Origin of the sequence: Sulfuricurvum kujiense DSM 16994, from assembly GCF_000183725.1 — a bacterium.
Taxonomy (GTDB): Bacteria; Campylobacterota; Campylobacteria; order Campylobacterales; family Sulfurimonadaceae; genus Sulfuricurvum; species Sulfuricurvum kujiense.
The window spans coordinates 858,733-878,602 of sequence record NC_014762.1 but is presented as its reverse complement, the minus strand read 5'-3'; the positions used below and the strand labels follow the sequence as shown (position 1 = coordinate 878,602).

Annotated in this window: 20 protein-coding genes; 1 reads left to right on the top strand and 19 read right to left on the bottom strand. The window is 46.8% G+C overall.

All coding sequences use genetic code 11. The features are described 5' to 3' along the window. Positions 1-3: 3 nt before the first annotated feature. The 5 genes from SULKU_RS04485 to pheS form a co-directional block, all read right to left on the bottom strand. Positions 4-1,659, bottom strand: coding sequence for a 30S ribosomal protein S1 (locus SULKU_RS04485; protein ID WP_013459747.1), 1,656 nt, complete (start codon positions 1,657-1,659; stop codon positions 4-6). Between the two features lie 76 nt (positions 1,660-1,735). After that, positions 1,736-2,569 carry a 4-hydroxy-3-methylbut-2-enyl diphosphate reductase gene (locus SULKU_RS04480; RefSeq protein ID WP_013459746.1) on the bottom strand — a complete coding sequence of 278 codons (834 nt, stop codon included), beginning with the start codon at positions 2,567-2,569 and terminating at the stop codon, positions 1,736-1,738. Then, positions 2,566-3,843, bottom strand: coding sequence for a 3-phosphoshikimate 1-carboxyvinyltransferase (gene aroA, locus SULKU_RS04475; RefSeq protein WP_013459745.1), 1,278 nt, complete (start codon positions 3,841-3,843; stop codon positions 2,566-2,568). The genes SULKU_RS04480 and aroA overlap by 4 nt, the downstream gene beginning before the upstream one ends. Continuing rightward, a complete protein-coding gene (gene pheT, locus SULKU_RS04470) occupies positions 3,840-6,170 on the bottom strand; it encodes a phenylalanine--tRNA ligase subunit beta (protein WP_013459744.1) in 2,331 nt (776 codons plus the stop codon). The genes aroA and pheT overlap by 4 nt, the downstream gene beginning before the upstream one ends. Continuing rightward, a complete protein-coding gene (gene pheS / locus SULKU_RS04465) occupies positions 6,167-7,177 on the bottom strand; it encodes a phenylalanine--tRNA ligase subunit alpha (RefSeq protein WP_013459743.1) in 1,011 nt (336 codons plus the stop codon). The genes pheT and pheS overlap by 4 nt, the downstream gene beginning before the upstream one ends. A gap of 140 nt (positions 7,178-7,317) precedes the next feature. Between pheS and SULKU_RS04460 the strand changes: the two genes are divergently transcribed. Continuing rightward, positions 7,318-7,674: a histidine triad nucleotide-binding protein gene (locus SULKU_RS04460; protein ID WP_013459742.1), complete on the top strand. Its 357-nt coding sequence runs from the start codon at positions 7,318-7,320 to the stop codon at positions 7,672-7,674. 23 nt (positions 7,675-7,697) lie between these two features. Here SULKU_RS04460 and SULKU_RS04455 read toward each other — a convergent pair whose 3' ends face one another. The 14 genes from SULKU_RS04455 to SULKU_RS04390 form a co-directional block, all read right to left on the bottom strand. Next, a complete protein-coding gene (locus SULKU_RS04455; RefSeq protein ID WP_013459741.1) occupies positions 7,698-8,396 on the bottom strand; it encodes an SDR family oxidoreductase in 699 nt (232 codons plus the stop codon). Between the two features lie 23 nt (positions 8,397-8,419). Further along, entirely contained in the window at positions 8,420-8,884 is a 465-nt protein-coding gene (locus SULKU_RS04450) for an OsmC family protein (RefSeq protein WP_013459740.1), read from the bottom strand. Between the two features lie 104 nt (positions 8,885-8,988). Beyond that, positions 8,989-10,374, bottom strand: coding sequence for an argininosuccinate lyase (gene argH / locus SULKU_RS04445; protein ID WP_013459739.1), 1,386 nt, complete (start codon positions 10,372-10,374; stop codon positions 8,989-8,991). Between the two features lie 86 nt (positions 10,375-10,460). Next, entirely contained in the window at positions 10,461-10,796 is a 336-nt protein-coding gene (locus SULKU_RS04440) for a cytochrome c (RefSeq protein WP_013459738.1), read from the bottom strand. Positions 10,797-10,897: 101 nt separating this feature from the next. Continuing rightward, complete coding sequence (locus SULKU_RS04435) at positions 10,898-12,718, bottom strand: menaquinone biosynthesis decarboxylase (RefSeq protein WP_013459737.1); 1,821 nt, start codon at positions 12,716-12,718, stop codon at positions 10,898-10,900. A 3-nt stretch (positions 12,719-12,721) separates the two neighbouring features. Continuing rightward, on the bottom strand, positions 12,722-13,663 hold the full coding sequence (gene hemC / locus SULKU_RS04430; RefSeq protein ID WP_013459736.1) for a hydroxymethylbilane synthase: 942 nt from the start codon (positions 13,661-13,663) through the stop codon (positions 12,722-12,724). 3 nt (positions 13,664-13,666) lie between these two features. Beyond that, positions 13,667-14,494, bottom strand: coding sequence for a DsbA family protein (locus tag SULKU_RS04425; RefSeq protein ID WP_172633597.1), 828 nt, complete (start codon positions 14,492-14,494; stop codon positions 13,667-13,669). Beyond that, a complete protein-coding gene (locus SULKU_RS04420; protein ID WP_013459734.1) occupies positions 14,457-14,864 on the bottom strand; it encodes an FxsA family protein in 408 nt (135 codons plus the stop codon). Before SULKU_RS04420 ends, SULKU_RS04425 begins: the two co-directional genes overlap by 38 nt. Continuing rightward, a complete protein-coding gene (locus tag SULKU_RS04415) occupies positions 14,861-16,564 on the bottom strand; it encodes a proline--tRNA ligase (RefSeq protein ID WP_013459733.1) in 1,704 nt (567 codons plus the stop codon). The genes SULKU_RS04420 and SULKU_RS04415 overlap by 4 nt, the downstream gene beginning before the upstream one ends. Beyond that, positions 16,564-17,856, bottom strand: a complete 1,293-nt coding sequence (gene hemA / locus SULKU_RS04410; protein ID WP_013459732.1) for a glutamyl-tRNA reductase — start codon at positions 17,854-17,856, stop codon at positions 16,564-16,566. The genes SULKU_RS04415 and hemA overlap by 1 nt, the downstream gene beginning before the upstream one ends. Next, on the bottom strand, positions 17,856-18,755 hold the full coding sequence (locus SULKU_RS04405) for a polyprenyl synthetase family protein (protein ID WP_013459731.1): 900 nt from the start codon (positions 18,753-18,755) through the stop codon (positions 17,856-17,858). The genes hemA and SULKU_RS04405 overlap by 1 nt, the downstream gene beginning before the upstream one ends. After that, positions 18,755-19,165 (bottom strand): hypothetical protein, encoded by a 411-nt coding sequence (locus SULKU_RS04400; RefSeq protein WP_041666738.1) that lies wholly within the window; start codon positions 19,163-19,165, stop codon positions 18,755-18,757. Before SULKU_RS04400 ends, SULKU_RS04405 begins: the two co-directional genes overlap by 1 nt. A gap of 2 nt (positions 19,166-19,167) precedes the next feature. After that, a complete protein-coding gene (locus SULKU_RS04395; protein WP_013459729.1) occupies positions 19,168-19,452 on the bottom strand; it encodes a DUF2018 family protein in 285 nt (94 codons plus the stop codon). A gap of 135 nt (positions 19,453-19,587) precedes the next feature. Beyond that, positions 19,588-19,866: a hypothetical protein gene (locus SULKU_RS04390; protein WP_013459728.1), complete on the bottom strand. Its 279-nt coding sequence runs from the start codon at positions 19,864-19,866 to the stop codon at positions 19,588-19,590. Positions 19,867-19,870 lie beyond the last annotated feature (4 nt).

Sequence of the window (19,870 nt, the reverse complement as noted above, 5' to 3'; positions counted from 1 at the left end):
AATTTATTTCAATTGGTCTTTAATCAAATCACCAAGGCTGTGCGCATCGTTATCATTGATTTCGTCTAACATTTTTTGATCGTTAAGACGCTCTAGCTTTTTAACGGAAAGGCGGATACGGTCACGTTTAGCATCAATTACTAAAATTGCCGCTTCGATCGTTTGACCGATTTCAAGCTCTTCAGCAATCAGAGGGTAAAGGTCTTCATTACGGATAAGAGCATCTACGCCGCCTTCCAATGAAACGAATACACCGAAATCTTTCACATCGCGAACGGTCGCTTTAACCACTTCGTTCATTTTGTGTTTCGCTGCAAATTGATCGATCGGAGACTCTTCGAGTGATTTGCGGTTCAATGAGATTTTTTCATCTTCAGCATTGATTTTTGCAATTTTCACTTCGATTTCATCACCGACTTTGAGAGTCTCTTTACATTTGACGTTTTTGTCCCATGAAAGATCTTGATTGTGCAACAATCCCTCTACGCCGCCGACTTTTACGAATGCACCGAAATCGGTCAATGACGTAACGGTTCCGCTAACAACATCACCCTCTTTGAATTTTTTAGTAAATTCTTCGAAAGGTTTCGGCTGAAGACGTTTGTATGAAACGCGCAATTTATGGGTTTTAGAGTTGATTTCGATAACTTCAACATCGATCTCTTGACCGACCGTGAGGTAATCTTTAGGGTGTTTAATGTTTTTATCCCATGTGATTTCAGAGATATGCAAGAACCCTTCAATATCGTTTCCGAGGTCAACGAAAATACCGTACGGTTCGATATTGCTGACGGTAACAGTGATAGTATCGCCCTCTTCCAACGCCTCTTCAACCTCTTGCCACGGATCCGATTGAACCGCTTTGATTGAAAGGGATAGATGACGTTTGTCTTTATCATACGCAATCGCTTTTACGTTGACAACATCACCTTCTTTGTACAGTTTAGAAGGGTTAACCGGCCCTTTGTAGCTGATTTCATTATAATGAACCAATCCGTCTATGCCGCCGACGTCAACAAACATTCCATAGCTGGTGATTTTTTTGACGGTACCTTGGATAACTTTATCCTCTTCCATCAATGCATCGATTACTTCTTTTTTGCGTTTACGCTCATCGTTGAAAAGTTTGCGGCGAGAAACGACGATTGACGCTTCTGCAGGATCGACTTTTACTACTTGTGCTTTGATCGTTTTGCCGACGACTTGATCGGTCTCTTTGAATGCAGCGAGTGAACGAGGAAGGAAGAAATGGACATCGTCCGCTTCCAAAAGGTATCCGCCTTTATTTTTCTTGGTTACCAATGCTTCGATGACAACCGATTCGAAATCGTCTTTGTGCGCATTGATAAATGCAAGTGTTTTCTCTTGTTCAAGCACTTTTTTATAAGAGATTTTCGGACGCTCATTATAGTGTCCCATCACCATTACCGTAATTTTATCGCCAACGTTAAAAAGAAGATTTCCCTGAGCATCACGGATTTCATCGAGTGAAAGGATCCCTTCGAGTTTTTCACCGACGCCTACCAACGCGCGGTTGTCACTCTCTTGGATCTCTACTACTTCACCTTCTGTAATACGTGTTGATTCTTGCTCTTTGAAAGATGCCTCTAACATCTCAGCAAAATTTTCTTCTTCGAACGATTCGTTATCGAAAGCCATGCCTATTCCCTTGTAACTAAAAATTGGCTGATTATAGCGCAAAAATGCTTGTTTTAAGTTTAGGAAATATAGAAAGTTAGGAGTTTGTCAAGCTCTTTATCTTTGAAATGACATCGTCAATAATCCAATCAGGGGTCGAAGCACCGGCACTGATTCCGCAGAATTCTTTCTCACTGAACCACTCGGATTGCAAGTCATTTTGGCTTTCGATGTGGTAGCTGTCCTGACAATATTCTTTGGCAATCGAGTGGAGTTGTTTGGTATTCGAAGAGTTTTTTCCTCCGATAACGATCATTACATCGGCTTTCTGTGCCAAATCCCGCACGGCGTCCTGGTTATCGAACGTCGCATTGCAGATCGTATTGAATACCCGAACCTCTTTATGATCCGCCATCAATTTTCCGACAATTTGCTGATATTCTTCAATTTTTCGGGTTGTTTGGGCAACGGTGGCGACCTTTTCGCGTAAATTAAGCCCATCGATTTCACTCGGGCTGTTCACGACAAAAACATTCCCGATAGCGTAGCTTTTTACCCCTTTTATCTCCGGATGGGACTCATCGCCGAATATGACGATATCATATCCCTGTGCCGACATCTCCTCGCAAATTTGCTGCGGTTTGGTCACATACGGGCACGTCGCGTCGATAACGTTGACATTGCGTTCATTGAGTGTGGAGAGTTCCTGTTTAGGGATACCGTGCGTACGGATAACCGCCGTATCACCGGCACGAAATGAATCGAGATTCTCGCTTAGTGCAACATTGAAATCATTTTTAAGGCGGTCTATCTCGTTGGCATTATGGATAAGAGGACCGTACGTAGCGGAGTTCCGGTTCTCTTCGGCAATCTTAATCGCCCGTTTCACTCCGAAACAAAACCCGTAGCTCTCCGCCAACTCGATTTTCATCGCTCGACCTTTGTACACATCTCCAACAGTTCAAAAAAGTTCGGAAAAGAGGTATTGATGCACTCGATGTCTTCGACTTCCATCCCGCATTTGAGCCCTCCGATGAGAAAACTCATCGCGATACGGTGATCGCCGAAGCTGTTTACACGGGCACTTTTGAGTTCGCCGCCGATAACGGCATACCCGTCAGGGTATTCTTCCGTCTCGATCCCGCAGAGGTTCAGATTGTCCACGACCGTTTTAATACGGTCAGACTCTTTAACCCGCAGTTCTTCGGCATTTTTTATGATGCTTTTACCCTCAGCGCATGCCATGGCGATAGAGAGTGCCGGAAGTTCATCGATCAGCCATGCGATGTTTTCTTCTACCGTGACGGCATGAAGAGGAGCATGCTCAACCCGAATCGTTCCGATCGGCTCATACCGCTCGTCATTCAACGTATACGTAATTTTTGCACCCATACGCTCCAAAACTTTAAACGCTTCGATACGGGTCGGGTTGAGGGTAACCCCTTCAATCAGTGTCGATGAGTTCGGAGTAATTGCCGCCGCCACCGCAAAGAAAAATGCACTGGAAGGGTCGGCGGGGACACGAATGTTGAGAGGTTTTAAAGGAGCTTCAAGGGGCCATATCTTGGTTTCAAGTCCGTTAATCTCAACCCGTGCCCCCATACCGCGCAGCATCCGCTCCGTATGGTCACGGCTGAGTTCCGGTTCACGGAACGTACAAACACCGTCCGAGCGGAGAGCTGCGAGCATCATCGCACTTTTTACCTGAGCCGAAGCGATCGGAGAGACGTAATCGAATGCTTTGAGCGACGCTCCGCGGATGGAGAGAGGTGCCAGATCACCGTTATTGCGTCCGTCCAGTTTTGCACCGATAGAACGTAACGGCTGTGTCACCCGTTTCATCGGACGGCGTTTGAGATACTCATCACCTGTGAGGACAAAATGGCCCTCAGCTGAGCTAAGTAATCCGCAAAACAGCCTCATTCCCGTACCGGAATTGCCGCAGTCGAGAATTTCGGAAGTCTCTTGTATCCCGTTGGAGCGGATCGTAATGACTTCTCCGTCATCGTGGATTTGTGCACCGAGGTGCCCTACGATTTTAAGGGTATTGAGGGTGTCTTCGGCACGGAGAAAATTCTCTACCCGGCTCTCACCCTCCGCCAAAACGGCGAACATCGCACAGCGGTGCGAAATCGATTTATCGGGTGCGATGGCATCGCTTTTAAACTCAAAAGGATATGCGGGAGTAACCTTGGCCGAGATCATCTTAGACCTGCCCCCAGTTCTTCACGAAGGCCGCTGAGTATCCACTCCATAGCGGCATTGATATCCTCTTCTTCCAAGGTTTTTTCATCCGATTGAAGGACAAAACGAAGGGTCAGACTCATCTGGTCACCCAAATTCTCGGATACATAGCGATCCACCGGATAAAATCGTCTTACTTGTGCGGACGCATGCTTATTGATGACGGCTTTAATCGACTCGTAACTCACCTCTTTGGAGATCAAAACACTCAAATCTCTAAAAGAAGCCTGATATTTTGAATACGGTTTGGCTTCGATCAAACCGTACGGCAAAGCATCCATTTTAAGCTCGCACATAAACGTTTGGGCGAGATCAAATTCCTCTTCTACCTGCGGATGCAGACGGAAAAGCTCACCCGCTTCGACGCCGTTAATAAGTACTTTGGCACATACATACGGGTGTGCTAACGAATGATCCGGCATATGCGAAACCAGCTCAAACGATCCTGCGACATCGGCGATCAATTTGGTAAAGGCAGCAAAATCGATGACTGAAGGTTTACCTGAATTGGCGATTTTTTCGCTTTCCATCGCTCCCGAAACGATGAAACCGATACGTTTCGTTTCGTGACGATCCGCATCAAAAACCATTCCCGTTTCAAACAACGCGATTTTTTTCTGGTTCACTTTGACATTCGCCGAAGCCGAATTTAAAAGCCCCACCAAGAGTGTCGGACGGAGGGTATCAAAAGTCGCCGTAATCGGGTTCAAAAGCTCTTTTGACGCTTCGGTACAGACAAATCCGTATTTTTCTACCTGAATACGTTCGTTAAAGACGAAATGGACCGACTCATAAAATCCGCTTTGAGCGGCGCGGTGGCGGTACAAACGTGTCTTTTTGTACTCTGCCAAATCAGTGCTCATTTGATTCGCTTCCGCAAAAGAAAGCGGTTTTGAGGGGATATTGTCAATTCCGATAATACGGACGATCTCTTCGATAATATCTTGTTTGTTCACAATATCGTGGCGAAATTTCGGTACCGAAATAGCGAATGTCGATCCCTTCGGCTTACCGATATCGAGCCCGAGATTTTTGAAAATCTGCGTAATGCGGGTCTTATCGATTTTAAGACCGATGAACGATTCGAACTCGGCTTCCACCATACTGATAATACGAGGTTCATACGTCGTCGTCAACTCGATATTTCCGCCGTACACTTGAGACGAAGAGTATTTTTCAAATAGCTCCGCAGCGTATCGGATACCCATCTCGATTGAAGGTTCGCTTCCGCGTGACGTTCGGTAATAGTGAGGACAGCTCGGAACTTTTTTCTCACCCATCTTTTGCGAAATGACATCCGGGGCAATATAGCTGGCTTCGATAACCGCAAGCCCATCGTCCGCAGAAAAATGAGCCTCTTTTTCTTGTGAAACACCGATAACGGCTACTTTCTCTTTTCCGTACAGCGCCGCATAGCCGTTTTCGTCATTGCCCAGGGTAATGATCCCTTTATTCTCGAGATCACCGAATTTTTCAAACGGATAGGCCCGCAAAATGACACCCGTACTGTGTGTCGCATATTTGAGCAATGCGTCTACCGCGGTCGCGTATGTCTCTTCGATAACGGCCAAACGGATCGAAATGATCAAAGGAATACTCAGTTCTTTAACTTCGACCGCACCGAATAAAAGATCAGTGCTAAAGGTATCGGTATGCTGCAGCTGCAAAATACGCCCGATCCCTAAACGCCCCTCTTGATCGTCTTTTACGTTTTTCTCTCGAAGCGGTCGGGCAAGTGCCGCGCGCAAATCACGTGCAATCCCGTGAATACTTAAACAGTCGCCTCTGTTTGCCGTTAGCTCAATTTCAATGATGTCATCGTTAAATACACTGTATTCATTGAGGTTTTTACCCACTACCAATTCGCCGATGCTTGAATCGAGGATCATAATCCCCTCTCCCATCGCAGGCAAACCGATCTCTTTGGATGAGCAGATCATTCCGTGGGATTCTACACCGCGCAGTTTTGCCTCTTTGATTTTAAGGCCGCCCGGAAGTTCGGCTCCGACAGTCGCCAGTGCGATATGGATTCCGGCACGGACATTCGATGCACCGCACACGATTTGACGCACCTCTTTGCCGACATTGACTTGACAGACATTCAGTTTGTCGGCATCCGGATGTTTTTCGCACGCTTCGACATATCCGATGACAACACCGTCAGCCACTCGCATTGCATCATGGCGGTCCACTTCCAACCCGATTGAATTCAACGTTTTTAGCAACAGCTCCGTGCTTACGTCGGTGAGATCGATCCACTCGTTTAACCAATTTTTTGTTACGATCATCTAAACTGCTCCAATAATCTCGTATCTCCCTCAAACAAAGAGCGTAAATCGCCGATTCGGTGGATCAGCATCGCAAACCGCTCAACCCCTAAACCGAACGCATAGCCGCTGACATTCTCATACCCGACCGCTTTAAAGACATTCGGATCGACGATACCGCATCCGAGAACTTCAAGCCATCCTGTTTTCGAACAGACACGGCACCCTTCCCCGCCGCAGAAAATACAGCTGATATCGACTTCTGCAGAAGGCTCCGTAAACGGAAAAAAGCTCGGACGGAAACGAACTTCGACATCCCCGAACATCGTTTTGAGGAAGTCTTCGAGGATGAATTTAAGATTGGCGAACGACACCTTGCCCGCTTCTTCAACAACAAGCCCTTCTACCTGATGAAACATCGGCGTATGGGTAATGTCGTAATCGCGGCGGAATACGGCGCCCGGAGCAATCATCCGGATCGGCGGCTGGGTAGAGAGCATGGTTCGGATTTGTACCGGCGAGGTATGGGTACGAAGCAGCATAGAGTCTTTAAAATAAAAGGTATCCTGCATATCGCGCGCCGGATGGTATTTCGGAAGGTTTAACGCTTCAAAATTGTGAAAATCGTCTTCCACCATCGGCCCCGTTTGTACCGAAAAATTCATGGCGACAAAATACTCGACGATACGGTCCATCGTCTCCATGACCGGATGCAGCGATCCGCGTTCCGTCTCGGAAGAGTAGAGACTGACGTCGATAGCTTCCGCTTTCATCGTCGCTTGCAAATGTTCCATCGCCAAGAAAAGCTTGCGATCCAGCAACAGAGCGTTTAATCCCTCTTTGTGAATATTCAGTTCTTTAGCAAACGTCCCTTTTTCCGCATCAGGAATATCTTTCATACGGGCGAACTCGGCGTTCATAATCCCTTTTTTTCCGAAAACGGCGATTCGGATCTCTTCGATTTTATCTATCGAGTCGGCCGATTTTATAGCGTCATACCACTCTTGCAAAATAGAGTCTCCATTCATGATTTTGTGAAAGCCTTAAACATATTATCACTATTTCTGAAACTGCTTTCAATTTGAAGTATATTATAGTCAAAACTCGTTTATAAATTGCTTCAAGGTATTAACCATGTGCTACAATAGCATAAAAAAAGAGGTTTGCAATGTGCATTTTCTGTAAAATAATCAATAAAGAAATTCCTTCAAATACCGTAGCCGAAAACGACGAATTTTACGCGTTTCACGATATCAATCCGAAAGCGCCTGTGCATGTTTTAGCGATACCGAAAGCCCATTATCAAAGTTTCAACGATATCCCGGGAGATGTAATGGGGAGAATGTCAACATTTATGCAAGAAGTTGCCAAAGCGTGCGGAATCGATGAGAGCGGGTACCGCATCATCAGCAATATCGGCGAAAACGGAGGGCAGGAAGTAGGTCATCTGCATTTTCATATCCTCGGCGGGGCCAAGCTTAAATGGGGCCATTTTGCCGATGCGGATCCGAAAGACTTCTTTTAATTGAACGCAGAGATGCTCTTTCCTTACTCGGGATAGACCATCTTTTTCGTCACGCCTCCGTCAATTACAAAATTCTGTCCCGTAATAAACCCCGCCGCTTCGCTGGAGAGATACCATACCATTTCAGCAATATCGTCTACGCGTCCGACCCGCCCAGCGGGGTGAAATAAGTGATCGCTATTCCGCAACGTTTCAGAATTAGCGTGTTCAATCCAGCCGGGACTGATCGCATTGACCCGTATAGGGGCAAGACTCATTGCCAAAGCGTGGGTAAGGCTCAGTATTCCCCCTTTGCTCGCGCTGTAGGCTTCGGTATGAGGCTCGCTCATCAAAGCACGTGTCGAGGCGATATTTACAATCGAGCCTTTGCTTGATTCGAATTTATCTGCCAATAAACGCGAGAGTAAAAACGGAGCCGTAAGGTTGACGCCAAGAACACGATTCCATTCACTGAGCAAAAGAGTTTTCGGATCCGTATTGGCACTGATAGCGGCATTGTTGACCAGTACATCAAGAGTATGAATCGATTCTGCCGCTTTCTCAATTTGTTGCGGATCGCTTAAATCGCAAAGGATCGGCTCAAAACCTGTCTCTTTAGACGCTTTTTCAAGGAGGTTTTCATTACAATCAAGCCCGATCACCCGCCAGTTTCGGCTGGCAAAAAGGCGTGCCGTGCCCAAACCGATTCCCTGAGCCGCTCCGGTAATCACTATGGTCGGCATGACTACCCCTTTTATGAATTATTTTATGCGTTGCACCCTTGCAATGCACCGAAATCGACGGCACTTCCGCCGCCGCTGATCATCTTCTCATTTTCACGGATGACATTCCCGTTGTGGATTATCGTATAGCTGATAGCCGTCGTGTCACGGATCGTATTGATCGTTGAGCAGTAGGTTTCCAGACTCGCCATTACCCAACGTGCCGCAAGGGTATCATCGGCATTCGATTCAAAGCGGTACTCGAGATGGAGCGAATTGAACTTGCGCGGGGCACTCTCGTTGCGGACGACTTCACCGCTGACTTCAAGATTTTTAACCTCATATCCCTGTTGTTTCGGGAGCAAGACTACATCTGTCGCACTGCAGGTGATAATCCCGCTCAAAAAATATTCGATCGGAGAGATTTGAGGGCAATCGATGATGAAACTGCTTTTTTCCGTTTTAGCTTCAAATTTCATCTCATTCTGGTGGGAAACGGTAATTTTCATTTTACATCCTTTTAAATTTTAAAACGCCCTCGGAATAGAATCCCGATGACTACGTTAACACTCGGTTCTCTTTAGCAGAGTGCTCAAGTGCAGTAAACCGCACTTTATTTTATATCTTTTAAATAATGGTCAAAATAGATAATCTGTTCCAAAGTACGAACTTCCGCAGTCCCACCCTGAGATACACGGGCGTTCATCGAATGCTCAATTGCCAAAAACGGCATAACATCCTCTTTGATTCGCTCATCAATCGCATGCAGTTCCGTATACGCGATATCGCTTAGATCAATCCCCAATACTTCGGCGCGGGCGACCGCACGTCCGGTGATATGGTGCGCTTCGCGAAACGGAACGCCGCAATGTTCGACCAAGTAATCGGCCAAATCGGTTGCCGACAGATGTCCGAGTTTGCACGCTCGCGCCATATTCTGAGGTTTGATCGTCATCGTCTTGAGAGCTTCACGTAGAATTTCAAGAGAGATTTCAGCCGTTTCAACGCTGTCAAATACCCCCTCTTTATCCTCTTGGGTATCTTTGTTGTACGCCAGAGGCAACCCTTTCATAACCGTCAGCAATCCCATCAGATTTCCAAAAACCCGTCCCGTTTTACCGCGAAGCAATTCAGGGACATCGGGGTTTTTCTTTTGCGGCATGATAGAGCTTCCGGTCGAATACTCATCGGAGAGTTCCACGAAACGAAATTCATAGCTCGACCACAAAATAATCTCTTCGGCCAAACGGGAGATGTGCATCATCAAGGTCGAAATGTTAAACAAAATTTCTAACGCAAAATCGCGATCGCTGACCGTATCGAGACAATTTATGCTGACCGAATCAAAACCGAGCGACTGGGCCGTCATTTCACGGTTGATATTGTGCGGTGTTCCCGCCAAAGCGGCACATCCGATCGGAGAGATGTTATTACGATGTGCAGAGCTCTCAAAACGTTCGCAATCGCGTTTGAACATCGAAGCGTATGCCAGTAGATGAAAGGCGAAATTAATCGGCTGTGCGTGCTGCAAATGGGTCATCCCCGGAAGCACGGTAGTCGTATGATCACGGGCGATATCAACGATAACACCCATCAGTGCTTTAATCTGCCCCGTGATTTCGCGATTTTTACGAAGCACGAAACGGCGAAAATCGAGTGCAACCTGATCGTTGCGGCTGCGCGCCGTATGGAGTTTTTTGCCCGCTTCACCGATGATAGCGGTGAGACGCTTCTCAATCGCCATATGGAGATCTTCATCTCCGATTTTCCACTCAAACGACCCCGATTCGATTTCACTGAGCACCTGTGCCATCCCCGATTCGATCAAAGAACACTCTTCATCGGTCAAAATTCCTTGATGCGCCAACATTTTTGCATGGGCGATGGAACCTTCGATATCTTCACGGTAAAGTTTTTGATCAAACATGATCGAGGCATTAAATTTTTCCAAAAGGGTTGACGCATCTTGTGTGAAACGTCCGGACCACATCTTTTCCATGGTATCTCCGAATAGTGTAAAAGTGGGGTATTTTAGCGAAGTTTGGTTTAGAAGAAAATCATCCCCAGCGGGATGTAAAGATTTGGCTAGTTACAGGCGGGGACATTTCCGCTGTCGGCAGCGTATTCAACTAGAAAATCTTCCAAATGTTTAGCGTTTTTTGTATATGTTTTACTGTTAAAATAAGGCCATGAAGCGTCCGCTTTTTTGGAATTCAAATGGATTTGAGCCAATTTTTCGCCCTGATTATCCATCATTTTTGCCCATATGCGCTGTTTTTTAGAGGCAGCTAACGCTTGCCCTCCGCCATGGCACTCTTTACAGGTCTCAATATAAATTTTCTGCCCTTTGTACGTAGCCGCATTCAACATGGAAGAGGCGGTTAAAAGTGTTAGTGCTACTGTAGCATAAAAGGTGCGCATAAAAATATAATTCCCTATTCTCTATCTTTCTAATAAATACTACATTAGTCATTCTAATAAATTGCTTAAGTTTTCCCCTCTAAAATAGGGAAAACGATAGCTCATAGCTGGTATTTCTTCTCTAATTTCGGATCCAAATCCCACAATGAAAGTGCTTTTAATCGTTCTACGACCGATGGGGTACATTCGACGTCTCCCGGCCACTCACGTTCAAACCCGTCAACTTCGGTTTTTGTTGTTCCGTCAATCGCTACGATGGATTCGGAACGGTACACGTCACGGGCGGCATCCATATTATTGGTCACCCGCCAAATAAGCATATACGGGTTATGGATATCGTTTTTTTCTTCATCCACAAATACGACAATACGCAAGACCGATGTAAACGCTTCCAATGCACCAAAACACTCTTGTAATGAACGTTTTTTATTTACACTGATAACCGTTATAGGATTCGCCGTATGACGCATATACTGTGTGGCACCCGTAATTTCGGGGATAGACGCCCTCAACTGTTCCAGCAATACGGAACTGTCGATCGATTCAGGGGCAATCGGAGAATACGATGCGGTAAAATCGATCCCGAGTTTTCCGCCGACGAGCGATTCGGGGCTTGAGTGATCCAACGCATCGGTTATCCCCTCCGAAATAAAGAGGCATTTCGGGAGAAAACGGTTTAAGGCATAGGTAACCAATGCTTCATAGTTCGTAAGCTTCGGTGCATCTTCGCCGAAGAAGAGCGCATGTTTGACAAAACTCATCTGCCCCGAGCCCCAAAAAATATGCATAAACTGTTTGGCGTGCCCTTTGTACAACGGTTTCATTTTTCCCAGAATCAGATTATGGAAAACACCGTTTTCGGGCATATGGTAATCGATCAAATCGGCCGCATTGGTTTTGAGCAGCGGCAAAAATACACGCTCTGTCGCCCATCCCATGTATTTATCTTCCAACGGCGGCTTTCCGACAACGGTCGCCAGATAATAAGGATTTTTACGGTGGGTTATCGCGCTGACTTCCAATTCTGGATAGAACTCTTTAAGGGTGTAATATCCCGTGTGATCTCCGAACGGACCCTCTACCCGCAATTTTGCGGTATCCACCCACCCCTCGATCACAAAGTCGACATCTTCGGGGATAAACAGCGGTGTCGTCAAAGATTCCACAAGTTTCGGAGACTCTTTTTTGATCAAACCGTAGAGCAGCAGCTCATTGACACCGTACGGAAGCGGAGCGGTAGCACACCATGTATAGAGCGGATCACCGCCGATAGCGATAGTGACCGGCATTTTTTTCCCTTCACGCTGATACTGGTCAAAAAAGTGCGAAGAGTCTTTGTGAATCTGCCAATGCATCCCCAAATGGTTCTTGTCATACACCTGCAAACGGTACATTCCGAGATTAACAAGCGCTCCGTCGAGACTTTGGGTATAGACCTGCCCCATTGTGATAAACGGTCCGCCGTCTTCTTCCCATGTCGTTAAAACAGGCAGATCATACAGGTTTACGTCATCGCCTTGCTTGACTATCTCCTGACAGCTTCCGCGTATTTTGAGCTTTTTCGGGAATATATCTTTCATTGCGAACAGATCGCCGAGCATCCCGATTTTTTCTTTGAACCCTTGAGGCGGTTTCATATGGAGGAGTTTTTCAATCTCGCTCGCGACCCCTTCGACTTTACGTCCGAAAAGAAGCTCAGTACGACGGTATGAACCGAAAAGATTCATAACGACGGGAATATCAAAATTTTTACCGGTAGCTTTATCGACCGGATGGGTAAAAAGGAGCGCTTTCCCACCGTTCTCTTTTTTCACTTCGGCATACGCCAAGTGGGGAATTTCGAGATTGATATCCAAAGGGGTATCGATAATACGCAATTCCCCTTTTTCGTTGAGTAAATCAATGGTTTTCGTTAGTGTCACGACTCAGCCCTTATTTGCCATAGTTTCAGCGCGGTGCAGCAATTCCATCGCACCTTGAGCGATCAAACGTTTTGCCATTGCTTCGCCGACACCTTCGGTTTGTCCTTTGGCTACAACGACTTCATCTCCCATCACTTCCGATCCGTCCGGCATTCCCAGTGTCGATCGCACAATGACCTCACCGTTCGGCTGAACCCGAGCACTCACACCGATAGGAACCTGGCATCCCCCCTGCAGGGTATCGACGAACCCGCGTTCGATTGTCGTTTCGATTCGGCTGTTTTCATCTTCTAAAAATTTGGCGATTTCCAATACCCACGGCTCGTTAACCGTTTCAATCCCAAGAGCACCTTGGCCCATAGCAGGAAGCATCTCATCCAACGCAATCGGGTAAAAATACTGCACTAAGTTTGAAAAGCCCAGACGGTTAATTCCCGCTGCTGCCAATATAATAGCGTCAAATTCCCCCTCTTTGAGCTTTCGGATACGGGTGTCGACATTCCCGCGCAGATCTTTGATTACCAAATCGGGGCGCTGTTGTACCAGCTGCATACGTCGGCGCAATGAGGAGGTGCCGACCACCGCTCCTTGCGGAAGCGATTTGATATCCGGGTATTTTTCACTGAGCATCGCATCGCGTACATCTTCACGTACCGTAATCGCTGAAAGCAGCAGCCCTTGCGGCATTACCGTCGGTACGTCTTTGAGTGAATGAACCGCCATCTGCGCTTCTCCGCGAAGCATGGACTCTTCGATCTCTTTTAGAAAAAGCCCTTTCCCCCCGATTTTGGCCAAAGGAACATCCAAAATCTTATCTCCCGACGTGATAATAATTTTGAGTTCCACTTCAACATCACTAAACTGTGATTCGATCACCGATTTGATGTGATTGGATTGCCAGAGGGCAAGTTTGCTTCCGCGTGTTGCGATGGTGAGTTTTTTCATCAATTACTTAACCTTTACATCTTTGTATTTTGTTTTTGAAGGGTCTTTTTGTCCGTTAAAAAAGACGGTAGGCGTGCCGGCTACCATCATCGATTGTGCAACATTTTGATCAAATTCAAACTGTTTCATAACCGACGGACGTCGAAGGTCATCCGAGCCGATTTTCGTTCCGAATGTTTTATTAAAGGCGCTGAGAATTTTCTGCTCATTTTTCTCACTGGCATTTACATCTACTTTATAAAGACTTAAAACAACGTTTTCAATTCCGTTTTGTTCCGCCGCTATTGCCGCTTTTGTCAACGTAATTGCCGCCGGGTGCAGTCCAGCGAGAGGATAATGGTAATAATAGACGGCAAATGTTTTCGGATACTTGGCCATATAGGCGATAGCTTCCGGAACATAGCGGCGGCAGAACGGACACAGCGGATCTGAGAAAATAGCTACTTTCTGCGGTGCATTGGCTTCTCCGCTGATTCGGTTGCTTTTAGTATAAAACGCATTGCTGAAATCCGGGGCAAGCGTATCATTGTAACGTTCGCCGGTTTTCAGATTGATCAACTCAGGTGCGATAACATTTCCATTGACGAAATAGGTCCCGTTTTGATTGATATGCCGGGTATCGGATCCCTGTTTTACATCGGCTTCTATGCTCATAAAATAGGCTTGCCATCCACTCATGCTCGGGATGTTTTTTTTGCCGCTTACATCGATTTGCAAATTAGTAATGTTCGGATTTCCGCCAATCCCTTTTTTTAAAAAAGCGATGACTTCGGCATCCGTTGCCGCCATAAGGCTAGCGGAGAGTAGTAGTGTGCTCGATAATTTCAGCATCAATGACATGGTCGTCCTTTGGTTGAGTTGGTGGTTGGTATTTTCGCGTAAAACGGTTAATGATCAGTGTTCCGATAAAAGAAAACTGTAGCAATATCCCTATGATATCGGATAAAAATCCGGGAAGAATCAACAAAAGCGCCCCCAATAATCCCGTCATATTTCGATTGGAAAATCCCTGAACATCGATTTGACGGGTACGCAGCGCCTCCAGATTTTCCGAGAGGGCATGGCGGAAATTCATCAGGATAAATATCCCCAAAAAGGCACTTCCGAGTATCTCTAAAAAAGTGGCCAATCCACCGATTTTTGAAGCGATCTCTACGGTGAGGGTCACTTCGGCAAAAAGGTAGATCAAAAAATAGATCATCGGGTTAATTCCTCGATTTTACTCAGTACGTCCGCCGCATCGACCGTAATCATTTCACGGGTTGCACGTACCATAATCTGAACCGAACCGTTCTCAAGCTCTTTTCCGACAATAACCGTGTACGGGAATCCGATCAGCTCGGCATCGGACATCTTAAACCCGAAACGCTCTTTTCGATCATCAAGCATTGTTTCGATTCCGCGGCTCTGCAGGGATGCGTAAAGCTCTTCGGCATAGGCCATATGGCTCTCTTCTTTGATATTGGAAACCATAACGTTGACCAGATACGGAGCCGTGGCATGCGTCCAGATACACCCTTTCTCATCATGGTGCTGCTCGATAACGGCGGCGACCAGACGGCTGACACCCATTCCGTACGTTCCCATGATAAACGGCTGGCTACGTCCGTTTTCATCCAAAAACTCCGCTTTAAGCGGTGCAGAGTAAACGGTCCCGAGTTTAAAGATATGTCCTACTTCGATCCCTTTGGTATGGAGAATTTTTCCGCCGCAGTGAGGACATCCGTCCCCTTCCTGAACACTGACGAGATCGGCGAAGTGTGCCTCGTTCATAACGCTCAAATCAACCCCGACAAAATGGAAATCCGCTTCGTTCGAACCGCAGATCATCGAAACACCGTTCTTCGTATCATTATCCATGACAATACGGATTTTATCCTGATCGAGCGGCCCGATGAATCCCGGAACCAAGCCTATCTCGATCAACTCCGCTTCGGTCGCATCGACCAGATCAATCGCCCCGACACTGTTACGCGCTTTGACTTCCTGCAACTCGTCGCATCCGCGGATAAAGAAACAGACCAGTTCGCTCCCCTCCGTATAAACAGCCCGTTGAACGACCGCTTTGAGGGTATAGTACGGATCGACATGGAAGAAATTGCTCAAATCCTCGATCGATTTTACATTCGGCGTTTTAAAACGGGCGAAATCGGCTTGCGGAGCTTCCGGGATAGTGGTACGGGGTGCACGGCGTGCCGCTTCGACGTTTGCACCGTATTCGCAGCTATCACAAATCGCCAACGTATCCTCACCGCTTCCGGCAAGTACCATCAGCTCTTTTGATCCCGTGCCGCCGATGGCGCCGCTGTCGGCCTCAACGATACGAAATTCGAGTCCCAAACGCTCCAAAATACGTTTATAGGCCGCTTCCATCGCGTCAAATTCGCGATCCAAGTCTTCATTTGAAGAGTGAAAACTGTATCCGTCTTTCATAACAAACTCACGTCCGCGCATAAGACCGAATCTCGGGCGCGCTTCGTCACGGAATTTGGTTTTGATCTGATAAAGATTAAGAGGGAGCTGTTTGTAGCTGGTAACGCGATTGCGAACGATATTGACCATCATCTCTTCATGGGTCGGCCCGAGGACAAAAAGGTTATCTTTACGGTCGCGAAAACGGAGAAGTTCTTTGCCGAATTTCTCAATCCGTCCGCTCTCTTCCCACAACTCGGCCGGGGTAACGAAACTAAGATCGACTTCCTGCGCGTCACACGCCGCCATCTCTTCATTAATAATAGTTTCGATTTTTCGCAATACCCGTTTTCCCATGGGGAGGAAATTATACAATCCTGCCGCTACCTGCGTCACAAATCCCGCACGTGAAAGATAGATATGACTAGGGAGCTGAGCATCTTTCGGAGCTTCTTTGGTGGTTGGGATATAGGCTTTACTAAAACGCATTATTTTCCTTTAGGGTAGTAGGTACATGAATTTTGGGAGAGATCGGAGCCCTCTTCCTGATTCATTAAAAAACTCATCGATTCGATTAGCGTATCGACACGCATCGGATCGGAACCGTCGCGCATCCGTTCGGCGAAAGGGTGCAAAAACCGTTTCAATGCCTGAAAGGTCGCTTTTTGGAGCGCATATTCATATTCTTTGGGGATATACCCGTTTTCGATGACACGCATCGATTCTTGCTGTGCCGCATTGGACGCTTTAAGATACATATTTTTAATCAACGGTTCGATGGAGAGCGTTTTGAGCCATTCGAAAAATCCGACGACATGGCGGCGGATGATTACATAGGAGAGCTTGGCTTCATCCTCGCGCAAAGCGATGTTTTCGGAGACGATCTCTTTGAGATCATCGACATAGAAAAGTGCAATCGACCAAAGGGCCGCATCACACTCGATATCGCGCGGAACCGCCATATCAAACCAATAGCGGTCAAACGGAACAGGCTTGATCATATCATCGGTGATGATCGGAGCAAGCGAGCCCGTAGCGGTAAAGAGCAGCTCGTTTTCGTTGATGGCGTGCGAAATCTCTTCGAAAGAGCGGACACGCGCATTGCATTCTGCAGCAATCGCTTCGGCTTTTTCGAATGTGCGGTTCATCACCGTTACATCGACCCCTTGGGCACTCAAATGTTTACAGGTGATGACCGACATTTCGCCCGAACCGATGACCAGCGCTTTTTTGCCGCTAATATCGCCTGCCGACTCTTTGACTTTGGCGACGGCAACGCTCGCAATCGAAACCGGCTTGGACGAAATATTGGTCGCATTGCGCACTTCCGCGGCACATTTAAAGGCATAGCTCATGGCACGGCCGATTTTCTGTGCTGAAAACCCGTTATCGACGGAGAGCTTGTGCGCATCTTTGAGCTGTCCTGCGATCTGCGTCTCTCCGACGACCATCGAATCAAGGGAACTGGCGACGCTGAAGAGATGGTGGATCCCCCCCTCGTCGTCAAAAATATCGGCACGTTCATGCAGTTCATGCGCACTAAGCCCCGAATGACCCGCTAAGAGTGCGAACAAGGCATCGCTTGCGGCCTGCACATCGCTGCAGCTGCATACGATCTCGACACGGTTACAGGTGGAGAGAACCATCGATTCGCTGATGCACGGATTGGCGTTTAACGTTTCCATTGCTCGGATCTGCGCCGTTTCATCGACGAATGCCAATTTTTCACGTATGGCTAACGTCGAATTTTTATGTGAAAAACTGACAATCAAATAGTGCATTAATGGCTTCTTTTGATAACGGTTTCGATGATGGCGCGCAATGCGGCATCATCACCGATCACCGCAATCGCTTCATCGCACAGCTCTCTGGCATAAGCGTAGGAATTTTCAATGATATTGAATGCATCCATTTTGGATCGGATCCACCCTTTTTCTGCCTCGTCTACCACTTTTGCATGGCTGCGGACGAGGCGATCTTGGTCTTCACCTTCCAGTTTCTCATACAAATCGATATACGGCAGTGTCACTTTCCCTTCCGAGAAATCGTTCAGAGATGGTTTCCCCAGCGTCGCCTCATCGGCGGTGATGTCGAGAATATCATCGACGATTTGGAAAGCAAGACCCAGATTTTTTCCGTAGGTGGCGTGTGCCTCTGCATCTTTTCCTGCCAAAACGGCCGCACTGTAGGCGCACGCTTCGATTAACGTCGCCGTTTTGAGATAGAGCATTTTGAGATAGAGGTCGCGATCGGTGTTGAAACGCTCCGCCATGGAAACGTCCATCATCTCTCCGACCGAGAGGCGGGTGACCGATTCGGCAACCGCGCGGGCGATCGAGGGGTCAAAGGAGGTTAATTCACTGAATGCTTTGGAATAGAGGATATCGCCGAGCATGATGGCGGTTTTGCTCCCCTCGGTTGCATTAACCGACGGAACCCCCCGGCGTAGCTGTGCCTCATCGATAACATCATCATGCAGCAGACTCGCCGCATGGATCAGCTCGACAATGGCACCGAGCAAAGGGGCTTTCGGTTCGTGCGGAGCAATCGTCAATATCAGCCGTGCCCGCAGCCGTTTTCCGCCCGAGAGTTTTTTAAAAAGTTCTGCGGCATGAGGATAATCGACCTCATCGATCAATTTGGCAATCAGGTTTTCTACAGTTTCCAACATTCCTATCATCACTTCTTAGTTAAATAATCCAACACGATTCGACTCTCTTTGTCAAACAAAAAAAGATCCATTTGCGCCGTCGCGTTCCCTTCGTCGAATTTTTTAAATACGACCGTAACATAGGGAACATCTTTGTGGCTTCGTTTAGCACTCAAGAGGACTTTGCGAAAACTCTGATTCGTATAGCCCGCATATAGAACATGCTGTCCGACGATCCGGTCAAAACTCTCGTGTACCACCAGCCCTTTGTCGGTATAGAGCGTCCATCGAAAGTTCAAAAGGCGCTCTTGCCCTTCACTTTTGACCAGAATTTTAACCAACTCATCTTTTTTAAGAATAAAACTCTTCGATTCTCTCCACCCAGCCGCATCCAACAATGACACCGCTCCGAATATCAAGAAAAGAAAAAAGGGTTTCAAGACTACTCGTTTTGGGTCAATACGTTTCCGACCGAAGTCAGGTAAAGATTTTTTGCCATCATTTCGATTTCATCCGCACGTTCAAAGTCCATTGACTTGATCACACGGTCAATTCCGTCTTCTCCGTGCGTCTCTTGCAACAGCAATTCCATTGCGGCCAAACGTCGCATCAAACGATCCAATTCATTCTGAACCAAATCCCGGTTTGCGTTAAAAACGATATCCATGAATTTGCTTTTCGGTGAACCTTGGAAAATATCGTCTTCGTCTTCAAACAGATTATACATTGTATCTCCAAAGTATCAATTTAAGTCGGGGATTATACCACCAGAATTCTTATTTGATTCGATAGAGATTACGATAATAAAGAGGAATATAGTTTAGATTAAATAAATGTATTTTAGAAGTATCAGGGAAAATTGTTAAAAGAGGGTATCCAAGACCTGATTTTTGTACTTCATCGACTCCACTTTTGCCCGGATAAGGCGGTTTTCTTCCAGCAGGGCATCGTGTTCATGACTCAGCGTCGAGATTTCGCGGCTTTTGAAATAGATTTGGGTATTGATAAATATCTTGGGAAATACGATCACCAGCACCAGAAAAATTCCCACAAAGACATTCCGTAGAAAAATCGGCCCCATCGAGTCTTCGGGGCTGATGATATGCTGAGTCTCTTCTAAGATATCGAGTTTATCGCTCATAGGG